Origin of the sequence: Burkholderia sp. ABCPW 111 (genome assembly GCF_000773065.1) — a bacterium.
Taxonomy (GTDB): domain Bacteria; phylum Pseudomonadota; class Gammaproteobacteria; order Burkholderiales; family Burkholderiaceae; genus Burkholderia; species Burkholderia savannae.
The window spans coordinates 1-17871 of sequence record NZ_JPWT01000127.1; the positions used below are offsets into that span (position 1 = coordinate 1).

General features: G+C 69.2%; 12 protein-coding genes. 4 read left to right on the forward strand and 8 right to left on the reverse strand.

What is annotated here, in order from left to right:
• The first annotated feature begins 511 nt into the window (after positions 1 to 511).
• The 3 genes from X946_RS27845 (at position 512) to X946_RS27855 (ending at position 3570) form a co-directional block, all read left to right on the forward strand.
• Entirely contained in the window at positions 512 to 1486 is a 975-nt protein-coding gene (locus tag X946_RS27845) for a hypothetical protein (RefSeq protein ID WP_038754836.1), read from the forward strand.
• Positions 1483 to 2745 carry an MFS transporter gene (locus X946_RS27850; protein WP_038754805.1) on the forward strand — a complete coding sequence of 421 codons (1263 nt, stop codon included), beginning with the start codon at positions 1483 to 1485 and terminating at the stop codon, positions 2743 to 2745. The genes X946_RS27845 and X946_RS27850 overlap by 4 nt, the downstream gene beginning before the upstream one ends.
• 267 nt (positions 2746 to 3012) lie before the next feature.
• A complete protein-coding gene (locus tag X946_RS27855) occupies positions 3013 to 3570 on the forward strand; it encodes an FUSC family protein (RefSeq protein WP_052145211.1) in 558 nt (185 codons plus the stop codon).
• A 256-nt stretch (positions 3571 to 3826) separates the two neighbouring features.
• Here X946_RS27855 and X946_RS27860 read toward each other — a convergent pair whose 3' ends face one another.
• Positions 3827 to 4219, reverse strand: coding sequence for an RcnB family protein (locus X946_RS27860; RefSeq protein ID WP_038754811.1), 393 nt, complete (start codon positions 4217 to 4219; stop codon positions 3827 to 3829).
• 459 nt (positions 4220 to 4678) lie between these two features.
• Here X946_RS27860 and X946_RS27865 point away from each other — a divergent pair, with 459 nt between their 5' ends.
• On the forward strand, positions 4679 to 5443 hold the full coding sequence (locus X946_RS27865) for a glycosyltransferase family 2 protein (protein WP_038754813.1): 765 nt from the start codon (positions 4679 to 4681) through the stop codon (positions 5441 to 5443).
• A 377-nt stretch (positions 5444 to 5820) separates the two neighbouring features.
• On the opposite strand, the gene rfaQ is transcribed toward X946_RS27865, so the two are convergent.
• The 7 genes from rfaQ to dnaE form a co-directional block, all read right to left on the reverse strand.
• Complete coding sequence (gene rfaQ, locus X946_RS27870) at positions 5821 to 6993, reverse strand: putative lipopolysaccharide heptosyltransferase III (protein WP_038754816.1); 1173 nt, start codon at positions 6991 to 6993, stop codon at positions 5821 to 5823.
• A gap of 86 nt (positions 6994 to 7079) precedes the next feature.
• Positions 7080 to 8333 (reverse strand): glycosyltransferase, encoded by a 1254-nt coding sequence (locus tag X946_RS27875; protein WP_038754819.1) that lies wholly within the window; start codon positions 8331 to 8333, stop codon positions 7080 to 7082.
• A complete protein-coding gene (locus X946_RS27880) occupies positions 8330 to 9628 on the reverse strand; it encodes an O-antigen ligase family protein (RefSeq protein ID WP_038754822.1) in 1299 nt (432 codons plus the stop codon). The genes X946_RS27875 and X946_RS27880 overlap by 4 nt, the downstream gene beginning before the upstream one ends.
• Positions 9625 to 10770, reverse strand: a complete 1146-nt coding sequence (locus tag X946_RS27885) for a glycosyltransferase family 9 protein (protein ID WP_038754824.1) — start codon at positions 10768 to 10770, stop codon at positions 9625 to 9627. The genes X946_RS27880 and X946_RS27885 overlap by 4 nt, the downstream gene beginning before the upstream one ends.
• 317 nt (positions 10771 to 11087) lie before the next feature.
• On the reverse strand, positions 11088 to 12179 hold the full coding sequence (locus tag X946_RS27890) for a glycosyltransferase family 4 protein (protein WP_038754827.1): 1092 nt from the start codon (positions 12177 to 12179) through the stop codon (positions 11088 to 11090).
• A 50-nt stretch (positions 12180 to 12229) separates the two neighbouring features.
• A complete protein-coding gene (gene msbA, locus X946_RS27895) occupies positions 12230 to 14020 on the reverse strand; it encodes a lipid A export permease/ATP-binding protein MsbA (protein WP_038754830.1) in 1791 nt (596 codons plus the stop codon).
• A 36-nt stretch (positions 14021 to 14056) separates the two neighbouring features.
• On the reverse strand, positions 14057 to 17581 hold the full coding sequence (gene dnaE, locus X946_RS27900; RefSeq protein ID WP_038754833.1) for a DNA polymerase III subunit alpha: 3525 nt from the start codon (positions 17579 to 17581) through the stop codon (positions 14057 to 14059).
• Positions 17582 to 17871 lie beyond the last annotated feature (290 nt).

Here is a 17871-nt window from a genome sequence, read left to right on the forward strand (position 1 = left end):
GACGTTCGACGTTCGACGTTCGACGTTCGACGTTCGACGTTCGACGTTCGACGTTCGACGTTCGACGTTCGACGTTCGACGTTCGACGTTCGACGTTCGGCAGTTGGTGCCCGCCGCCTGGTTCCGGGTTCCGTCGTATCGGCCAGTAATCGCCGCGACGCCTCGGCCCCGCCGAATGCCGAGCCTCGCGACCGCCGTATCGAGAGCGGCCGCCGCCTCGCGCCCCGCCCGCGAAAAATCCCTCGGCGGGGCGAGGCAAAAGACATCGAAAAACAAAAAGCCGAATGCGAATCACCCGCCGTTCGCCATCCGCCGATCGCCGCCGCCCATCCGTCCCCCGCCCCACCACTGCCCGCACGGGCGTACCATTCGATTCGAACGCCGCGCGCCGTTTCCCCGGCACGTATTCCTCACAGGTTAAACTCTGTCCTCCCGCGATGCCCTCGGGGCGTCAGCCATCATCGACAGCGACCGCCCGCGCGGCCTGCCCCAGTTCATGGAGTATTTCTTGATGAGCGGCGGATTCCCGCGTCCTGCCTTCCGTCTCCCCAGTCCCGTCGCCACTGCGGCTCCCGTCGTCCTCGCCACGCTTGCGCTGTCCGGTTGCGCGCTGTTCCGCGCGCCGCAGGCGCCCGCGCCCGTCGTCGAGGCGGTCGCCGTGCCCGTCGAGCCGGCGAGCGAGCCCGTCGCGGCCCCGGAGCCCGCGAGCGCGCCCGAGCCGGCCGAGGCCGCGCCGCCGAAGAAGCCGCACCACGAAGCCGCGCCGCCGAAGAAGCCGGCGCGCGCCGCGCCGCCGCCTCCCGTGCCCGCGTCTGCGCCCGCGCCGCTCGTGACGACGCGCGCGATCGAGCGCGGCCAGGTGCACGCGCTGCTCGACAGCGAAGTGCGGCGCAGCGGCAAGGTGATCGGCCGCGCGGTCGACATGACGGCCGACGCGAACGGCGCGCCGCGCGAAATGCTCGTGAACCTGCAGGGCTTCATGGGCGTCGGCGATCGCAAGGTGAGCTTCCCGTGGAAGCTGTTCCGCTTCACGCCGGGCGGCAGGCAAGAGCCGATCGTCCTCGACATGCCGGCGGCCGCGCAACTGCCGCCCGCCGACCGCCCGAGAACGGTGCCGCTCACGGGCTCGACGCAGGCGGGCGCCGAGCCCGGCCAGATGCGCATCATCGACGCGGACGTCGAACGCCCGAACGGCGCGAAGATCGGCCGCGTCGTCGACGTGCTGATCGGCCGCGACGCGCAGCCGCAGGCGGTCGTGCTCGACGTCGGCGGCCTCGTCGATCCGGACCGGCACACGATCGCCGCGAACTGGTCGGCGCTGCGCTTCGCGCCGAAGAACAAATCGCTGCGCGCGCTGCTCGATCTGAGCGACGCGCAGCTCAAGGCGTCGCCGCCCTATGCCGGCGACAAGCCGATCCTCGCCGTCTCGCCGGCCGTGGCCCCTGCGGCCGCGCCGGCCGCCGCTCAAGCAGGGGCGAAACGATGACGCTCCGGCATGCGGTCAGCGCGCGTAGCCTGCGCGCCCTCGACTGGCTCAACTTCTTCGTCGCAAACGTGCAAACGGGCTTCGGTCCGTTCATCGCGTCGTATCTGGCTTCGCACAAGTGGACGCAGGGCGAGATCGGCATGGTGCTGTCGATCGGCACGATCAGCGCGATGGTGAGCCAGGTGCCGGGCGGCGCGGCCGTCGACGCGCTGAAGAACAAGAAAGGCGCGGCGGCCTGGGCGATCGCCGCGATCATCCTGTCCGCGGTGCTGCTCGCCACGAGCCCGACCATCGTGCCCGTGATCGCGGCCGAGGTGTTCCACGGCTTCGCGAGCTGCATGCTCGTGCCGGCAATGGCGGCAATCTCGTTCGCGCTCGTCGGCCGCGAGAACCTCGGCGACCGGCTCGGCCGCAACGCCCGCTGGGCGTCGCTCGGCAGCGCGGTCGCGGCGGGCCTGATGGGGCTCACGGGCGAGTACTTCTCCGCGCGCGCGGTGTTCTGGCTGACGGCGGCGCTCGCGCTGCCAGCGCTCGTCGCGCTCGCGATGATCGAGCCGACGCACCATCACCACCACGCGGCCCCGCGCGCGGCCGCGCCGCGCGACGGCACCGACGACGAGGAAGAGCGCGAAACGCTGCGCGAGTTGCTGCGCGACAAGCGGATGCTGATCTTCGCCGCGTGCGTCGTGCTGTTCCACCTGTCGAACGCGGCGATGCTGAACCTCGCGGCGGGCGAAGTGACGGCGGGCATGGGCGAGAACGTGCAGCTCGTGATCGCCGCGTGCATCATCGTGCCGCAGGCGATCGTCGCGATGCTCTCGCCCTGGGTCGGCCGCTCGGCGCAGCGCTGGGGGCGCCGGCCGATCCTGCTGCTCGGCTTCGCCGCGCTGCCGCTGCGCGCGCTGTTGTTCGCGGGCGTCTCGAGCCCATACCTGCTCGTGCCGGTGCAGATGCTCGACGGCATCAGCGCCGCCGTGTTCGGCGTGATGCTGCCGCTCGTCGCCGCCGACGTCGCGGGCGGCAAGGGGCGCTACAACCTATGCATCGGGCTCTTCGGACTGGCGGCCGGCGTCGGCGCAACGCTCAGTACCGCGCTCGCCGGCTTCGCGGCCGACCACTTCGGCAACGCGACGAGCTTCTTCGGACTCGCCGCCGCGGGCGCGCTCGCGACGCTGCTCGTCTGGTTCGCGATGCCCGAGACGCGCGACGCGGCGTTCGTCGACGACGCCGAGCGCCCGAGCGCCGAGCCGGCGCAGTAACGCGGCGGGCGATGTCGCGCGCGACGGCCGGCCGACCGACGACAGACACGACGACGAGCGCGAACGAACGCGACGACAGACATGGGGCCGCACGATGCTCGATGTGGCCGCGACGCGCACGGTGCGCCCGCCGCAGCCGCCGAAACGGCGACGCGTCGCCGTTTCGGCGCGCACGTGACGGCGGGGCGGCGATCGATGCGCGCCGCCGCCCGCGCGCGCCGACCGTGCGGCAGTCACTGCTGATTCCCCAATCCCTGCATGAACCCGATGGAAACGATCAAAGCATTCAACGACGCGCGCCGGCAGATCCAGGAATCGGTGCTCGACCTGTTCAAGGGCCTTTCGCTCAAGGAACGCCTGCTGCAAGGCCTGCTGATGGCGGTGCAGGCCGCGAGCGGCGCGTGCCTCGCCTACGGAATCGGCCGCGCGCTGCACACCGAGCAGGCCGTGTGGGCGGCGATCACCGCGATCGCGGTCACGCAGCACAACTACACGGACACGATCAGCCTGTCGCGCGACCAGTTCATCGGCGCGATGGTGGGCGGCCTGATCGGCTTCGCGGGCGCGGCGACGGGCGCCGGCCACTTCGTCGCGTACGCGGTGACGATCGTGGCCGCGATCGTCTGCTGCTGGTGTCTGAACGTCGGCAGCGCGGCGCGGCTCGGCGCGATCACCGCGACGATCGTGCTGCTGTTCCCCGGCGAAGGCCCGCTGTGGGACATCCCGCTCGTGCGGCTCGGCGAGGTGACGCTCGGCACCGCGTGCGCGATGGCGGTCGGCTGGACGATGTCGCAAATCGAGCGGCGCTGGTTCGCCAAAAGCTGAAGCCGCGACCGGAAACCCAAAATGGGCCGCCGCGCGCGCGGAAATGACGGCGCGGCACGAGGCCGCATCGGCTCGCATCGCGCGGCAACCTGACGGATGCCCGCCCCGATGCCGCGCTGGTGCCGCAATGAAGCCGCAATGGAGCTGCCAGTCCGATCCCGAGCCGCCCGGAACCGGAACGTGCGCGGCGCTCGCCCCGCCCGCCCCGTGCGGATCGCGCGAAGGCCCGCGTGCGGCGCGCCGCGCGCCGGCCGGCTTACGGCCCGATCTGCAGGATGACGCCCGTCGAAATGCGCACGAGCAGATAATCGCCGCCGATCCCGACCCAGTGATAGCCGCGCGGCGGCGGCGACAGGCGGTAGCCGCGCCAGTCGTCGATCACGTACTGGCGGTCCCGGTATTCGTCAGGCAGACGATCGCCGCGACGCCATGCGGCGTTTTCGTCGCCGCGATGCTCGCCGGGACGCGGGCCGCCTTGATCGCCGCGCTCGCCGTGATTGCCATGATCGCGGCCGTAATGCTTGCCGGGAGGCGGCCCATGACGCTCATCGCCCGGCCCGCCCGGGCCGTGCGGTTGAGCGACGGCGAGCGACGACACGAGCGCGCCGGCGGCGACCATCGAAATCCACAACATGCGATGTGCTTTCATCGAATCTCTCCGTGAAAAGGCGCAACCGGCCGTTGGCGCCGGGGCGCATAGAAAAAGGTAGCACATCGCGGCTGATCCGCCCGGAATTGCGGGTCGTGATGAAAAATAACGTGAGGCGCCGCAAACCGCGTACGATTCGGCCATGCGGCTGCCGTTGCGGGCCGCCCGATCGTTCTTTCGCCCCCGCCTTCCGCGCATCCGGACAATCAGGCCCTCCGATTCCTCGGGGCCACCGCCTCGCTTGCCCCGCTCGATCCGCTCGATCCGCTCGATCCGCTCTATCCGCTCTATCCGCTCGTCCATTCGATCCGCCCATCCAGCTCGATGCGCCGCGGCCTCGTGAGCCGCCCCACGCGGCGAGCCGCGCCCCCGCTTGCGCGACATCGCGGGCCGCCACGCGCCGCGCGGGTATACTCGCGCTCACTCTCAACACCCGCCTCGCACCAACCCATCGCTTTCATGGCAGAACCCACTCTCGGCGTCGCCCTCATCGCCCTCAACGCCGCGGCCCGGCTAGCCGAATGTCTCGACGCGCTGTCGTTCGCCGATGACGTCGTCGTCGTCGACGGCGGCAGCACCGACTCGACCGTCGAAATCGCGAAGGCGCACGGCGCGCGCGTGATCGTCGCCGCCGACTGGCCGGGGTTCGGGCCACAGAAGAATCGCGCGGTCGCCGCGCTCGACACCGACTGGGTTCTGTCGATCGACACCGACGAGATCGTCACGCCCGAACTCGCCGCGTCGATCCAGGCGGCGATCCGCGCGCCGCGCGCGCAGGTCTACGCGCTCGATCGGCTATCGAGCTTCTGCGGCAGCTGGGTGCGCCATAGCGGCTGGTATCCGGATTGGGTGCCGCGCCTCTTCCAGCGCGAATCGGCGCGCTTTTCCGACGATCTCGTCCACGAGCGGCTCGTGTTCGACGGGCCGTCCGCGAGGCTCGACGGCCAACTGCTCCACTATTCGTACGAGGACTTCGAAACCGTGCTGCGCAAGCTCGACGCATATTCGAGCGCAGGCGCGGCACAGCGGCGCGAGGCGGGCAAGCGCGGCGGATTCGCGAAGGCGCTCGGCCGCGCCGCATGGGCGTTCGCGCGGACGTATCTGCTGCGGCGCGGCTTCCTGGACGGACGGGCCGGCTTCATGATCGCCGTGTTCAATGCCGAGACGGTCTACTACCGCTTCCTGAAGCTTGGACATCCGCGGCCGGAGAAGGCGGGCAACTGAGGCGCGCACGAGCGACGCCCGCGACGTCACTGGAGCAAGCGCGCCGGGGAAATGGCGTCGGCAGGAAACGACGCCGCATCGCGTGAAGCCGCCTCAGGCGCGGCGCGAAGAATCGGCGCCGGCACATTGTCGCCGGGCCAAGCGCGACAAGCCATTGCGTCGGTCCGCGGTCCGCGGTCCGCGGTCTGCACATTACAACGCTTCGCCGACCATGCCGCATATGCATGGCGCCAATCGCGAACGTCGCGCCGGCGCGGCCGCGCGTTGCGTGCCGCCGCGCGCCTGATCGGCTGCGCCCGCCGAACGAACCGCGTCGGCAAGATTCGCCGATGCTTCGCCGCGTCGTCCCGGTTATGCGAGGCGCGGCAGACGTGCCCCTACTTCCGCGCGCCGAGCCGGCTGACGTCGACCGGCACCGCGCCGTCGGCCTGCGCGTGCGCCGCGCCGAGACCGAGCATGTCGGTCGCGACGCCGATCGCGCGCGCCGACGACAATTCCGTCAGGCATCGGCTCCAGCTTTCCAGATGACGGTCGCAGCCTTCGAGCTTGCACGGCACGCAGTCGCCTTCGCCCTGCAACAGATAGACGTTGCCGCGCCGCCCCGAGCCGCGCAGCGGCCACGGCTCGTTGCCGGCCGGCCAGTGCGCGGGCCATGGGCCCCAGCGCGTCGGATTCGACGGCCCGAACAACGCGATCGTCGGAACGCCGCAGGCGGCGGCGACATGCGTCGCGCCGGTGTCCGGGCCGATGAAGAGCCGCGCGCGCCGGAACATTTCGGCGCTCTCGCCGAACGACAGCTCGCCCGCCATGTTCAGCACCGGCTCGCCCGACGCCCGCGCGATCCGCGCCGCGTAGTCGCGCTCGGCCTGCGCGGGGCCGCCGCTCAGCGCGACCGCGAAGCCCCGGCTGCGCGCCCAGCGTACGAGATCGACCCAGCCGTCCTCGCGCCACTGCTTGTAGCGGAACATCGGATACGGATGCAGCACGACGTACGGCTCGCCGCGCGTGAGCGCGGGCGTCGCGTACAGCTTCGCGTCGAAGCGCGCGCGCGCGGCGGGATCGTCGCCGATGCCGGGCGCGACGACGTCGGCGCACGGCGTCGCGCCCAGCGCGCCGGCAAGCGAAAGATTGCTTGTGACGGTATGCACGTCGCGATGCGCGTCGAGCACGATGCCGTTCAGGATGAAGCGCGTGAGCCACGTGAGCCGGTCGGGATCGACGAGCCCGATCCGCTTGCGGCCCGCGAAGAACGCGTAAAAACGCGCGCGATCGGAGTTGATCGCCGCGCAAGCGAGGTCGTACTTGCGCCAGATGCGCAGCGCGTCGGCGATGCGCTCCTTCGGCCGCGCGCGCTGCGCGACCGTGATCACGCGCCGGATGTCGGGATTGTGCTCGAGCACGCCTTCGGTGCCGCGAAACACGATCATGTCGATCTGCGCGTCGGGCCAGCGCGCCTTCAGCGAGCGGACGAGCGGCGTCGTCAGCAACACGTCGCCGAGGCGGCGCGTACAGGACACGAGAATGGTGCGCGGCGGCCGGGGGAGCGTCAACGAAGCGGTCACGGTGAAGGCAGGAAGAACGGGCGACTGGACATTTTAGCGAATTCGCGTCGCACGCCCATGCGACGCGAGCGAACTCACGCCCGCTTGAGCAGTTGCGCGGCGAGCGCCTGCATGCGCGCGTTCGCCGCGCGCGGGCCGAACGATTCGACCTTGTGCGCCGCATGCGCGACGAGCGACGCGCGCAGCGCGTCGTCGGCGAGCATCCGCTCGATCGCGTCCGCGAGCCCATCGGCGTCACCGGGCGAGACGAGCAGCCCGCCGCGACCGCCGTCGAGCAGGTCGCGCGGCCCCGTCGGACAATCGGACGAGATCACCGGCGTGCCGAGCGCCATCGCCTCGCCGAGCACCATCCCGAAGCCTTCGTAACGGCTGCTCAGGATCAGCATGTCGGCCGCGCGCACGTACGGAAACGGATTCGCGCAAAAACCCGTGAACCGCACCGCGTCGTGCAACCCGAGCTCGCCCGCGAGCCGCTCGAGCACGCGGCGGTCCGGACCGTCGCCGACGAGCACGAGGCGCGGCGCGTCGGCGCGGCGCGCCCGCACTTTCGCATACGCGCGCAATAAGGTCCGATGATCCTTCTGCCCTTCGTCGAGCCGCGCGACCGACACGATGAAGCGCCCGTCCGGCAGCTCGGCCGGCTCGTCCGCCCGCGCGCGCAGCGCCGCCGGATCGATCACGTTCGGCAGCGCGGTGACGACGACGCGAGTATTCGCGAAGAGCGGTTCCGCCTCGCGCCGCATGTCGGGCGTGAGCACGGCGAGTGCCGCATATCGCTCGTACTGGCGTACGCGCCGCGCCATGTACGACGCGCTCTTGTCGCCGAACCGCGCGGCGAAGCTGTAATGGCTGACGCCGATCCACGGCGCACCGCCCTGCCCGGCGATGCGGCGCAGCGAGAAGTCGAAATCGCAGATCACGTCGTAGCTGCGCGCGAGCCTCAGGAAGCGGCGGGCGACGATCGGGCGAATCAACCCATGCGTCGACGCCTTGTGCAGCAGCTTCTCGCCGCCGCGCAGCTTGCGCCCGCGCTCGCGCTGGTGGAGCGCATGCATCCATCGCTCGGGAGCGAGCACCTGCAGCGCAACGTCGGGCGGAATCGCCTTCGCGCACCACGTCGTCAGATCCTGCGTCGGATACGTGACCGACAGCCCGACCTCGAACACGCTGCGGTCGAGCGCGTTGAGCCAGCCGAGCAGCGCGGTCTCGGTGCCGCCTCGGCCGAAATCGTCGATGTGAAACAGGATGCGCACGCGCCGCGCGCTCGGGCCGGCGACGTTTTGCGCCGGCGCGGCGGCCTGCGTAGCGGGAGCGGCGGGCATCGTCATCGCGCGTCCGCGCTCCGCAACGCGCGCGGCATGCGTGCGTCGCGTTCGCCGCAGCCGAGCAGGAAACCCGCGAATGACCAGAACGCGAGCATCGTCGTCTGCCACATGAAGTCGTCGACGGTGTTCTTCGCAATCATCCCGACGACGAGCGCGAGGCCCCCGGCGGACACGGCCGGCACGTCGCGCCGCAGGCGCCAGAACGCGCCCGCGAGACTCACGAACAGCATCGCCTCGAACGCAACGCCGATATAGCCCGTCTGCAGCCACGTATTGAGAAACAGGTTGTGCGCATGCGTGAGCGCCTGCGGCTCGATGCGCAGCAGCAACGGCGGCGCGGCGGCCGCGTACGCGTGCCCGGGAAGCGGCTTGCCGAAGCCCACGCCGAGCCAAGCATGGTGCCTGCCCTGCTCCGCGTAGAACGCCCAGAGCTTCGGGCGCGTGTCGGACGACAGCGTGTCGCCGAGCGCGTTCAGCTCGCCCGGCACGTAGACCCGCTGCCCCGCGACCGTGATGTCGCGCGCGGCCGACGACGCCGAAGCGCTCGCCGCCGACGCGGTCGGATCGCGCTCGCGCGCGCTGTATTCGAGCATGCCGAGCGCCGCGGCGCCGAGGAGCGCGATCGCGACGACGCTCGCGCCGAGCCGCCGCCTATAGAGCGGATAGAACGCGACGACGAGCGTCGCGCCCGCTGCCGGCCAAAAGAAGCGATTCAGGCTCGCGAGCCCGACGAACCCGCACGCGACAAGCCCGATCACGCCGATCGCGCGCCAGCGCGCGCGCAGCAGCAACGCGGCGAACAGCGGCATCGCGAACACGACGAGCGTGCTCGTATGACCGACGCGGTTGTAGAAGCGAATCGGGAAAACGTCCGGCGTCGGCGGCTGCAGGCGCCCCCAATAGAACGCGCTCAGCAACGCGAGCAGCACGCACGCGCCCCACACGACGAGCACCGGCCGCTCGGGGCGCTCCACCCGCGAGCCGAACAGCCAGAAACCCCAAAACGTGACGAGCGGATACAGCACCTCGTCGAACCATGCGCGCATGCTCACGTGCGGATACAGCGACCATCCGACCGACGCGAGGCTCCACGCGGCCCACGCAACGATCGGCAGAACGAGCGGCCATTGCCGGAACGGCGGCCGGTTCGCGGACAGGATGCCGGCGAGCGTGCCCGCGCCGATCAACGCGAGCGTCGTGTTGACGACTCCGTTCATGTGGCCGAACATCACGGCGAACATCAACGTGGGACAGGCAATCCAAAGCACGCGCTCGACGCGCGATGTCATTATCGTCATCGACTTGAACTTGACGGCGCAAGCGCCAGAACGTTTTGCAGCGCACGATGCGCCGCATCCACTGAAAGACGTCCCATGCAGTCCGCATGATCGCCGTGCCATGCGACGCAGGTCGACGCATTTCGATCGCAGCGCCGCACCCACTCGACATGACGCCGAAAAATCGACGGCTGGTCGCGGCACGGCATGTCCGCGATCGTCAGCGCGACGAACGGCGCGTCCTGCCAATAGCGCCCCGCGCCGTGAATGCCGGCGTTGCCGGGACCGAACAGCGCGACGGTCGGCACGCCGACGAGACGCGCGAGATGCGCGACGCCGGTGTCGGGACATACGACCGCCCGCGCACCATCCAGCAAATGCCACAGATCGGCGAGGCCGAGCCGGCCGGCAAGATTCGGCTGCCCCGGATCGGGGCCGATCTCGGCCACGAGCTCGACCTCGCTCGGCCCGCCGCTCCAGACGGGCAGATAGCCCGCCGCCTCCACGCGCGCGGCGAGCTCGAGCCAGCGCTCGGACGGCCAGCACTTGACCGTGGTGCTCGCGCCCGGATGAAGCACGACGTAGGGCCGCCCGCACAACTCGGCGGGCAACTGCGCGCTCGCCTGCGGCGCGGGCCAGTCGGCCGGACGGTACGGCCGCGGCGCGGGCCCGTCGACGAGCTCGGCGGCGAAATCGGCCCACGCGGCGGGCGCGTCCGGATACGGAATCAGCTCGTCGACCGGCCAGTTCTTCCACGCGGGCGCGTCGCCCGCATGTGCGACGATCCAGCGACAGCCCGCGCCGAGCGCAAGCCAGCTGTGGCGGTTATCGCCCGCGACGATCCCGAGGTCGTACGGCCCCGACGCAAGCAGGCGCTTGACCGATGTGCCGTCGCGCGGATCGAACGCGAACGCGTCCACCCCGAACGGCCGCTTTGCATAAAGCGGCACAATCGCCTTCGGGCACGCCAGCACGATCTGCGCATCCGGGTGCTGCTCGCGCAGCTTCGCGACGAGCGGCGTCAGCAGCAGCGTATCGCCGAGCAGCAGATGATGCGCGATCAGGATGCGCCGCAGTTGCGCGGGCTTGCGGTGCAACGGCTTGAGGGCAAGCCTCGGCAGCGCTCGCGCGAAGATGTGGAACCGGCCGTGAAGTCTGCTCATTCGATTAATTCAACGGCTGATCGATTCCGCCACTTGAGATGCGATGCGCCGGAGGCCGGCCGAAAGCCGTTTCGTCATGCAGGATTTCCACGGTTCATATTGCGAAGAACAAACCAGAGGCCCCGTCACCCCGCAGGACATCCGCGAAACCGACGTGCATTTCTCAGTGCCGGGCCAGGACACGCGGCCCAGCCCGCGATGCGCTGCAAGCGCGATCGCGGGCTGGGCCGAACTGGCGGAGTATACCATCCGGCCCATGCGCTCCCGGCACCAATACCCTGATGAAAGACACGCCGTAAGCCACGCGCGAGCGCGCGTCATCGCGGTTCGTCGCGCCCGCGGCCTCCGGTCTCGGCGGCCAGGTCGAGTAATTGCTCGACGTGGCGCGCGACGCTCGAATCGTACCGGATGGCCGCGTGCGCCGCCGCGCTCGATTCGACGTGCGCCGCGCCCGCCCTCGCCCGCTGCACTGCGTCGCCCAACGTCGCGCGCAACCCGGCCGCATCGCCGGGGGTGAACACGAGCTTCGCCGACGGCGCGATCGCGTCGCAGCAGCCGATGTTCGACGACAGAATGACAGGCGTGCCGCACATCACCGATTCGATGCCGACGAGCCCGAACGGCTCGTATTTCGATGCGAGGATCGTGAAATCGGCGGCGCGGTAGCCGTCCTCGATGTCCTTCACGTAGCCGACGTAGCGCAGCCGCTGCGACGTCCGCTCCGGCGGCCTGCCCGCGACCGCGACGACGACGGGCGGCCCACCGTCGCGCAGCACCGCTTCGATGAGCGGCAGCCCTTTGCGCTCGTGGCTGCTCGACGGGAACAGGAGCACGATCTCGTCGTCGGCGAAGCCGAAGCGCCTGCGTAGCTCGGCGCGGCGCGCGGCGCCGACCGGCGCGAAGCGCGCGGCGTCGACGGGCGGGAACAACACGCGGATCTTGTCGTCGCCGAGCCCGTAGAAACGACGCAGTTCGTCGCGCATCAGCACCGAGTGCGCAACGACGAAGCGCGCACGTTCATATTGACGGCGCTCGAGCGCGATCTGGCGGCGATCGAAGAAGGTCGGCGTACGACCGAGCGCGTCGAGAAATCCGAGATGGGTGCCGCCGCAGATCGCGATCTCCGACGAATCGACCCGGTTGCAGCCGATCAGCACGTCGACGGGTGACGCGCGGCGAGCGACGCGCAGCCGCCACGAAAACCAGGCGTCGCGGCACTTGCCGGGCAGGAACGACACGTTGATGCGGTGCGGCTCGACGCGCCCGTACTCCGGCACCGACGGATCGAACGAACGCGCAAAAACCGCAGGCCGAAACCCGACATCGGCCAGACCGCGCGCGAGGTCGATCGCGTAGCGCTCGAGCCCGCCGCCGTACCTGAACGCATTGCAGGACAGGCCGATCTTCATCGCGCGGCGATCGGGCTCGCCAGGGACCCGTCCGCCCGGAAGTTCGCCGCTCACCCTGCGTCCTGCTGGAACTGAATGCGATGCAAATGCGCGTACAACCCGCGCTGCTCGAGCAGTTCGCGATGGCTGCCGCTTTCGACGATCTTGCCCCCTTCGAGCACGAGAATCCGGTCCGAGCGTTCGATCGTCGACAGACGGTGCGCGATCACGAGCGTCGTACGCCCCTTCATCAGCGTCTCGAGCGCGGCCTGCACGTGCCGCTCGGATTCGGAATCGAGCGCGGATGTCGCCTCGTCGAGAATCAGGATCGGCGCATCCTTGTAGATCGCGCGCGCGATCGCGAGCCGCTGGCGCTGGCCGCCCGACAGCCGCATCCCGTTGTCGCCGACGAGCGTGTCGATGCCTTCCGGCATCGCGGTGACGGTGTCCCACAGATTCGCGGCGCGCAGCGCCGCCTCGACGCGATCGCGCTCCGGCGTCTGGCCGTATGCGACGTTCGCCGCGATCGAATCGTTGAACAGCACGACGTCCTGGCTCACCATCGCGATCTGGTTGCGCAGGTCGTGCAGGCTGTACTCGGGAAGCGCGACGCCGTCGACGCGCACCGAGCCCGACGACGGGTCGAAAAAGCGCGGCAGCAGATTGACGAGCGTCGTCTTGCCGCTGCCCGACGGCCCGGCAAGCGCGACCATCTCGCCCGGCGCGACGGTAAACGACACGTCGTCGAGCGTCTGCCGGCCGTCGCGCGGCATGCCGTACGAGAACGACACGTGGCTGAACTCGATCGCGCCCGACGCGCGCGCGAGCGGCTTGCCGCCGCCTTCCGGCTCGCGCGGCTCGTCGATCAGCCCGAAGATCAGCTCGGCCGCGGTCATCCCGCGCTGCAGCGGCTGGTTCACGTCCATCAGGTGCTTGAGCGGCGAAATGATGAGCAACATCGCGGTCACGAACGCGACGAAACCGCCGACCGTCGTCTGATCGTTCGCCGACTGGACCACCGCGATCGTCAGCACGATTGCGAGCGCGATTGACGCGAGAAACTGCGTGAGCGGCTGCGCCAGCCCGCCCGACACCGTCATCCGCATCGAATAGCCGCGCAGCTTGCGGCTCAGTTCGTTAAAGCGCCCGATCTCGTATGGCTCGCCGTTGTGGACCTTGACGACCTTGTAGCCGCCGACCGTCTCCTCGACGATGTACGCGAGCTGGTTCGTGAGCATCTGGTGCTCGCGATTCAAACGGCGCAGCCGCCGGTTGATCTTGCCGACGAGCCAGCCGATGCAGGGCAGCAGGATCGCGACGATGAGCGTCAGCCGCCAGTTCAGATAGAACAGGTAGCCGAGCAGGAAGACGACCGTCAGCGAATCGCGCACGAGCGTGATCGTGACGCTCATCAGCACGCTCAGCACCTGGTTCACTTCGAACACGATCGCGTTGATCACCGTGCTCGCCGTCTCGCGCTGGAAGAACGACACGCCGGTATGGATCATCCGCTCGAACATCTGGATGCGCAGATCGAGCAGGATGCGATTCGACACGTACTGCAGCAGATAGCCGGACGCGTATTGCGCAAGCGCTCGCGCAAGCGCGAGGCCGACGACTGCGGCGGGCACGTACAGCTTCGTCGTCATGTCGCCCTTCGAGCCGAAGCCGTGGTCGAGAAGCGGCTTCAGCAGCGCCGGAATCCCGGCTTCCGTCGCGGCGACCGCGGCCATCGCGAGCACGCCGGCAACGAGCACCCAGACGAGCGGTTTCACATACGGCCAGAGGCGGCGCATCACGACGGCGGGCGACGACGCGTCCTGGCCGCCGATCGGTTTGCTTAGGGTAGGCTTGACGCTCAAAATGCCCTCAAATGAATCCGGAAAACGTGCTGGAGGTCAGTAGACGATCTCGACGACGCTGCCGCCGAACGCCGCGCGCAGATCGGCGAGCAACGCGTCGCTCGGCTTCACGCGCCACGCGTCGCCCAAGCGCATCTCGCCTTGCGCGCGCGCGTTGCTGTAGGCGATCCGCACGGCGAGGCCGTTCGGTATCACGGGCTGCGCGCGCCGCCCGCCGTCGCGGCCGCCGCGCGGCGCCGGCGCTTCGGCTGCCGGCGTCTCGTCGGGCTTCGCGACGTGCGCTTCGAGCACGCGGCGCAGCGCCGCCGCGTCCGCGTTGCCGTTCATCGTCATGCGCACCGCCTGCGCGTAACGGCTGCGCGCGCGCTCGATATCCATCACCGAATCAGCCGTGAAGCGGATTCCGCCCGTGAACGCATCGTTGCGCGCCTGCCCCTGGACGATCAGCAGCTCGTCTTCCTTGAAAAGCGCGCGGTTGACGTCGAACTGCTCGTTGAACACGGTGACTTCGCACTGGCCGGTGCCGTCGTCGAGCAGCGCGATCACCATCTTGCCGCGCTGCGTCATCTGCGTGCGCAGCGACGCGATCACGCCCGCCACCACCTTGTCGCGCCCTTCCTTCAGCTCGCCGAGCTTCTGGCGCACGAAACGGCGCACTTCGTCGCGGTATGCGTCGAACAGGTGGCCGGACAGATAGAAGCCGAGCGCGCTCTTCTCTTCCTGCAGGCGGCGCTTGTCGTCCCATGCGGGCTCGTCGACCAGCGCGTGCTGGTGCGCGGGCTCGCCGCCGATGTCGAAGAGCCCCGCCTGCAGCGCATTCGCGGCCGCCTGCTCGGCGGCCTCCATCGCGAGCGGCACCGACGCGAGCAATTGCGCGCGGCTCGCGTGCAGCGAATCGAACGCGCCCGCGCGAATCAGCGCCTCGATCGTCCGGCGGTTCACGACGCGCCGGTCGATCCGCTCGCAGAAGTCGAACAGATCGGCAAACGGCTTTTCCTCGCGCGCGCGCAGGATTTCCTCGATCGCGTTCTGGCCGCTGCCCTTGATCGCGCCCAGGCCGTAGCGAATCGTGTGCGAGCGCTTGCCGCCGGCCTCCGCGACCGGCTCGAAACGGTAGTGCGACTGGTTGATGTCCGGCGGCAGCACCGCAAGGTTGTTCAAGACGCAGTCGTCGTACAGGATCTTCACCTTGTCGGTGTCGTCCATCGCGAGCGTCATGTTGGCCGCCATGAATTCGGCCGGATGGTGCGCCTTCAGCCACGCGGTGTAGTACGCGAGCAGCGCGTAGGCGGCCGCGTGCGATTTGTTGAAGCCGTAGCCCGCGAACTTCTCCATCAAGTCGAAGATTTCGTCGGACTTCTCGCGCGCGAGGCCGTTCTTCGCGGCGCCCTCGGCGAAGATCTCGCGGTGCTTGGCCATCTCCTCGGGCTTCTTCTTGCCCATCGCGCGGCGCAGCAAGTCTGCGCCGCCGAGCGAGTAGCCGCCGATGATCTGCGCCATCTGCATCACCTGCTCCTGATAGACCATGATCCCGTAGGTCTCTTTCAGGACGGGTTCGACGCGCATGTCGGGATACTCGACCTTCTCGCGCCCGTGCTTGCGCGCGCAGAAGCTCGGAATCAGGTCCATCGGGCCCGGACGGTACAACGACACGAGCGCGATGATGTCCTCGAAGCGGTCGGGCTGCGCATCCTTCAGCATGCCCTGCATGCCGCGGCTTTCCAGCTGGAACACGGCGACCGTGTTCGCCTTCTTCAGGATCTGGAACGAAGTGGGATCGTCGAGCGGCACCTGCGCGAGCGACCAGTCGGCCTTCGTCGGATCGAGCCGGCGGATGTAGCGCTCGGCCCAGTCGAGAATCGTGAGCGTCGTGAGGCCCAGAAAGTCGAACTTCACGAGGCCGACGGCTTCGACGTCGTCCTTGTCGTACTGGCTGACGACGCCGCCCTCATCGCCCTGCGTGTAGAGCGGGCAAAAGTCGGTCAGCTTGCCGGGCGCGATCAGCACGCCGCCCGCGTGCATCCCGACGTTGCGCGTCAGGCCCTCGACGCGCTGCGCGAGATCGAGCAACTGGTGGACTTCGTCCTCGTTGTCGTAGCGCTCCTGCAGGAGCGGCTCTTCCTTCATCGCGTCGGCGATCGTCACGTGCTTGCCCGGCTTGAACGGGATCAGCTTCGCGACGCCGTCGGTGAACATGTAGCCGAGGTCGAGCACGCGCCCGATGTCGCGCACGGCCGCCTTCGCGGCCATCGTGCCGAACGTCGCGATCTGCGACACGGCATCCGCGCCGTACTTCTCCTTCACGTACTGGATCACGCGGTCGCGGCCGTGCTGGCAGAAGTCGATGTCGAAGTCGGGCATCGACACCCGCTCCGGATTCAGGAAACGCTCGAACAGCAGGTTGTAGCGCAGCGGATCGAGATCCGTGATGCCGAGCGAGTACGCGACGAGCGAGCCCGCGCCCGAGCCCCGGCCGGGGCCCACCGGCACGCCATTGTTCTTCGCCCAGTTGATGAAGTCCGCGACGATCAGGAAGTAGCCCGGAAAGCCCATCTTCTTGATCGTGCCGCACTCGAAATCGAGGCGCTGATAGTACGTGTCGCGCTGCGCTTCGCGCGCGGCCTCGTCCGGATAGAGCTGCGCGAGGCGCTTCTCGAGCCCCTCCTTCGACAACTGCACGAGGTAGTCGTCGAGCGACATCCCATCGGGCGTCGGGAAGAGCGGCAGCTTCGGCTTGCCGAGCTCGAGCGTCAGGTTGCAGCGCTTCGCGATCTCGACCGTGTTCGCGAGCGCCGACGGCAGGTCGGCGAACAGCGCGACCATGTCGTGCTGCGTGCGGAAGAATTGATCGGTCGTGAAGCGCTTCTGGCGGCGCGGATTCGCCAGGATGTCGCCTTCCGAGATGCACACGCGCGCCTCGTGCGCGGTGAAATCGTCGGTCGTCATGAACTGCAGCGGATGCGTCGCGACGACGGGCAGCTTCAGCTCGGCGGCGATCGTCACCGCCTGCTGGATGTACGCTTCGGCGCCCGGCTGGCCGTAGCGCTGCAATTCGATGTAGAAACCGCCCGGAAACGTCTTCGCCCAGCGCTCGGCATGGCGGCGCGCGGACGCTTCGTTGCCGGCCGCGAGCGCGAGGCCGATATCGCCCTGCTGCGCGCCGGACAGCGCGAGCAGCCCTTCGGCGAGCTCGCCTTCGAGCCAGCTCGCGTCGAGCTCCGCGCGGCCGCGATACTGGTTCGTGAGCCACGCCTTCGACAGCAGCTCGCAAAGATTCAGGTAGCCGCGCTTGTCCTTGACGAGCAGCAGCAGCCGCGACGGCTTGTCGCGATCGTCGTGGTTCGTGATCCAGACGTCGCAGCCGGCGATCGGCTTGATGCCCGCGTCGCGGGCTTCCTTGTAGAAACGGACGAGACCGAACGCGTTGCCGAGGTCGGTGAGGGCGAGCGCGCCCTGACCGTCTTCGGCCGCCGCCTTGACGATATCGTCGAGACGCACGATGCCGTCGGCAATCGAGAATTCGGAGTGAACGCGAAGATGAACGAAACGGGGATCTGACATGGGCGCTATTGTATCCGGCCCGGGGGCCCGGCACCGTTCGCGCCGGCCAAAAAAACGCGACGTTGGCCGTTCGGCCGAGCGCCGGCGCGGGCCGGCGGGCGGCGACGGCGCGCGAGACGGCGATTCGCGCGGCCCGAATTCCGGTGGAGCGCGGTCGGGGCGACGTCCGTTTGTTCTTCCATCCCTCGCTTCGTTTTGCTCGGCGGTTCGGCGGTTCGGCGGTTCGGCGGTTCGGCGGTTCGGCGGTTCGGCGGTTCGGCGGTTCGGCGGTTCGGCGGTTCGGCGGTTCG

Bases quoted from the DNA above. Each gene is read 5' to 3' on its own strand.
- X946_RS27845 (WP_038754836.1), top strand. From the start codon at position 512: ATGAGCGGCGGATTCCCGCGTCCTGCCTTCCGTCTCCCCAGTCCCGTC.
- X946_RS27850 (WP_038754805.1), top strand. From the start codon at position 1,483: ATGACGCTCCGGCATGCGGTCAGCGCGCGTAGCCTGCGCGCCCTCGAC.
- X946_RS27855 (WP_052145211.1), top strand. From the start codon at position 3,013: ATGGAAACGATCAAAGCATTCAACGACGCGCGCCGGCAGATCCAGGAA.
- X946_RS27860 (WP_038754811.1), bottom strand. From the start codon at position 4,219: ATGAAAGCACATCGCATGTTGTGGATTTCGATGGTCGCCGCCGGCGCG.
- X946_RS27865 (WP_038754813.1), top strand. From the start codon at position 4,679: ATGGCAGAACCCACTCTCGGCGTCGCCCTCATCGCCCTCAACGCCGCG.
- X946_RS27875 (WP_038754819.1), bottom strand. From the start codon at position 8,333: ATGACGATGCCCGCCGCTCCCGCTACGCAGGCCGCCGCGCCGGCGCAA.
- X946_RS27880 (WP_038754822.1), bottom strand. From the start codon at position 9,628: ATGACGATAATGACATCGCGCGTCGAGCGCGTGCTTTGGATTGCCTGT.
- X946_RS27885 (WP_038754824.1), bottom strand. From the start codon at position 10,770: ATGAGCAGACTTCACGGCCGGTTCCACATCTTCGCGCGAGCGCTGCCG.
- X946_RS27890 (WP_038754827.1), bottom strand. From the start codon at position 12,179: ATGAAGATCGGCCTGTCCTGCAATGCGTTCAGGTACGGCGGCGGGCTC.
- dnaE (WP_038754833.1), bottom strand. From the start codon at position 17,581: ATGTCAGATCCCCGTTTCGTTCATCTTCGCGTTCACTCCGAATTCTCG.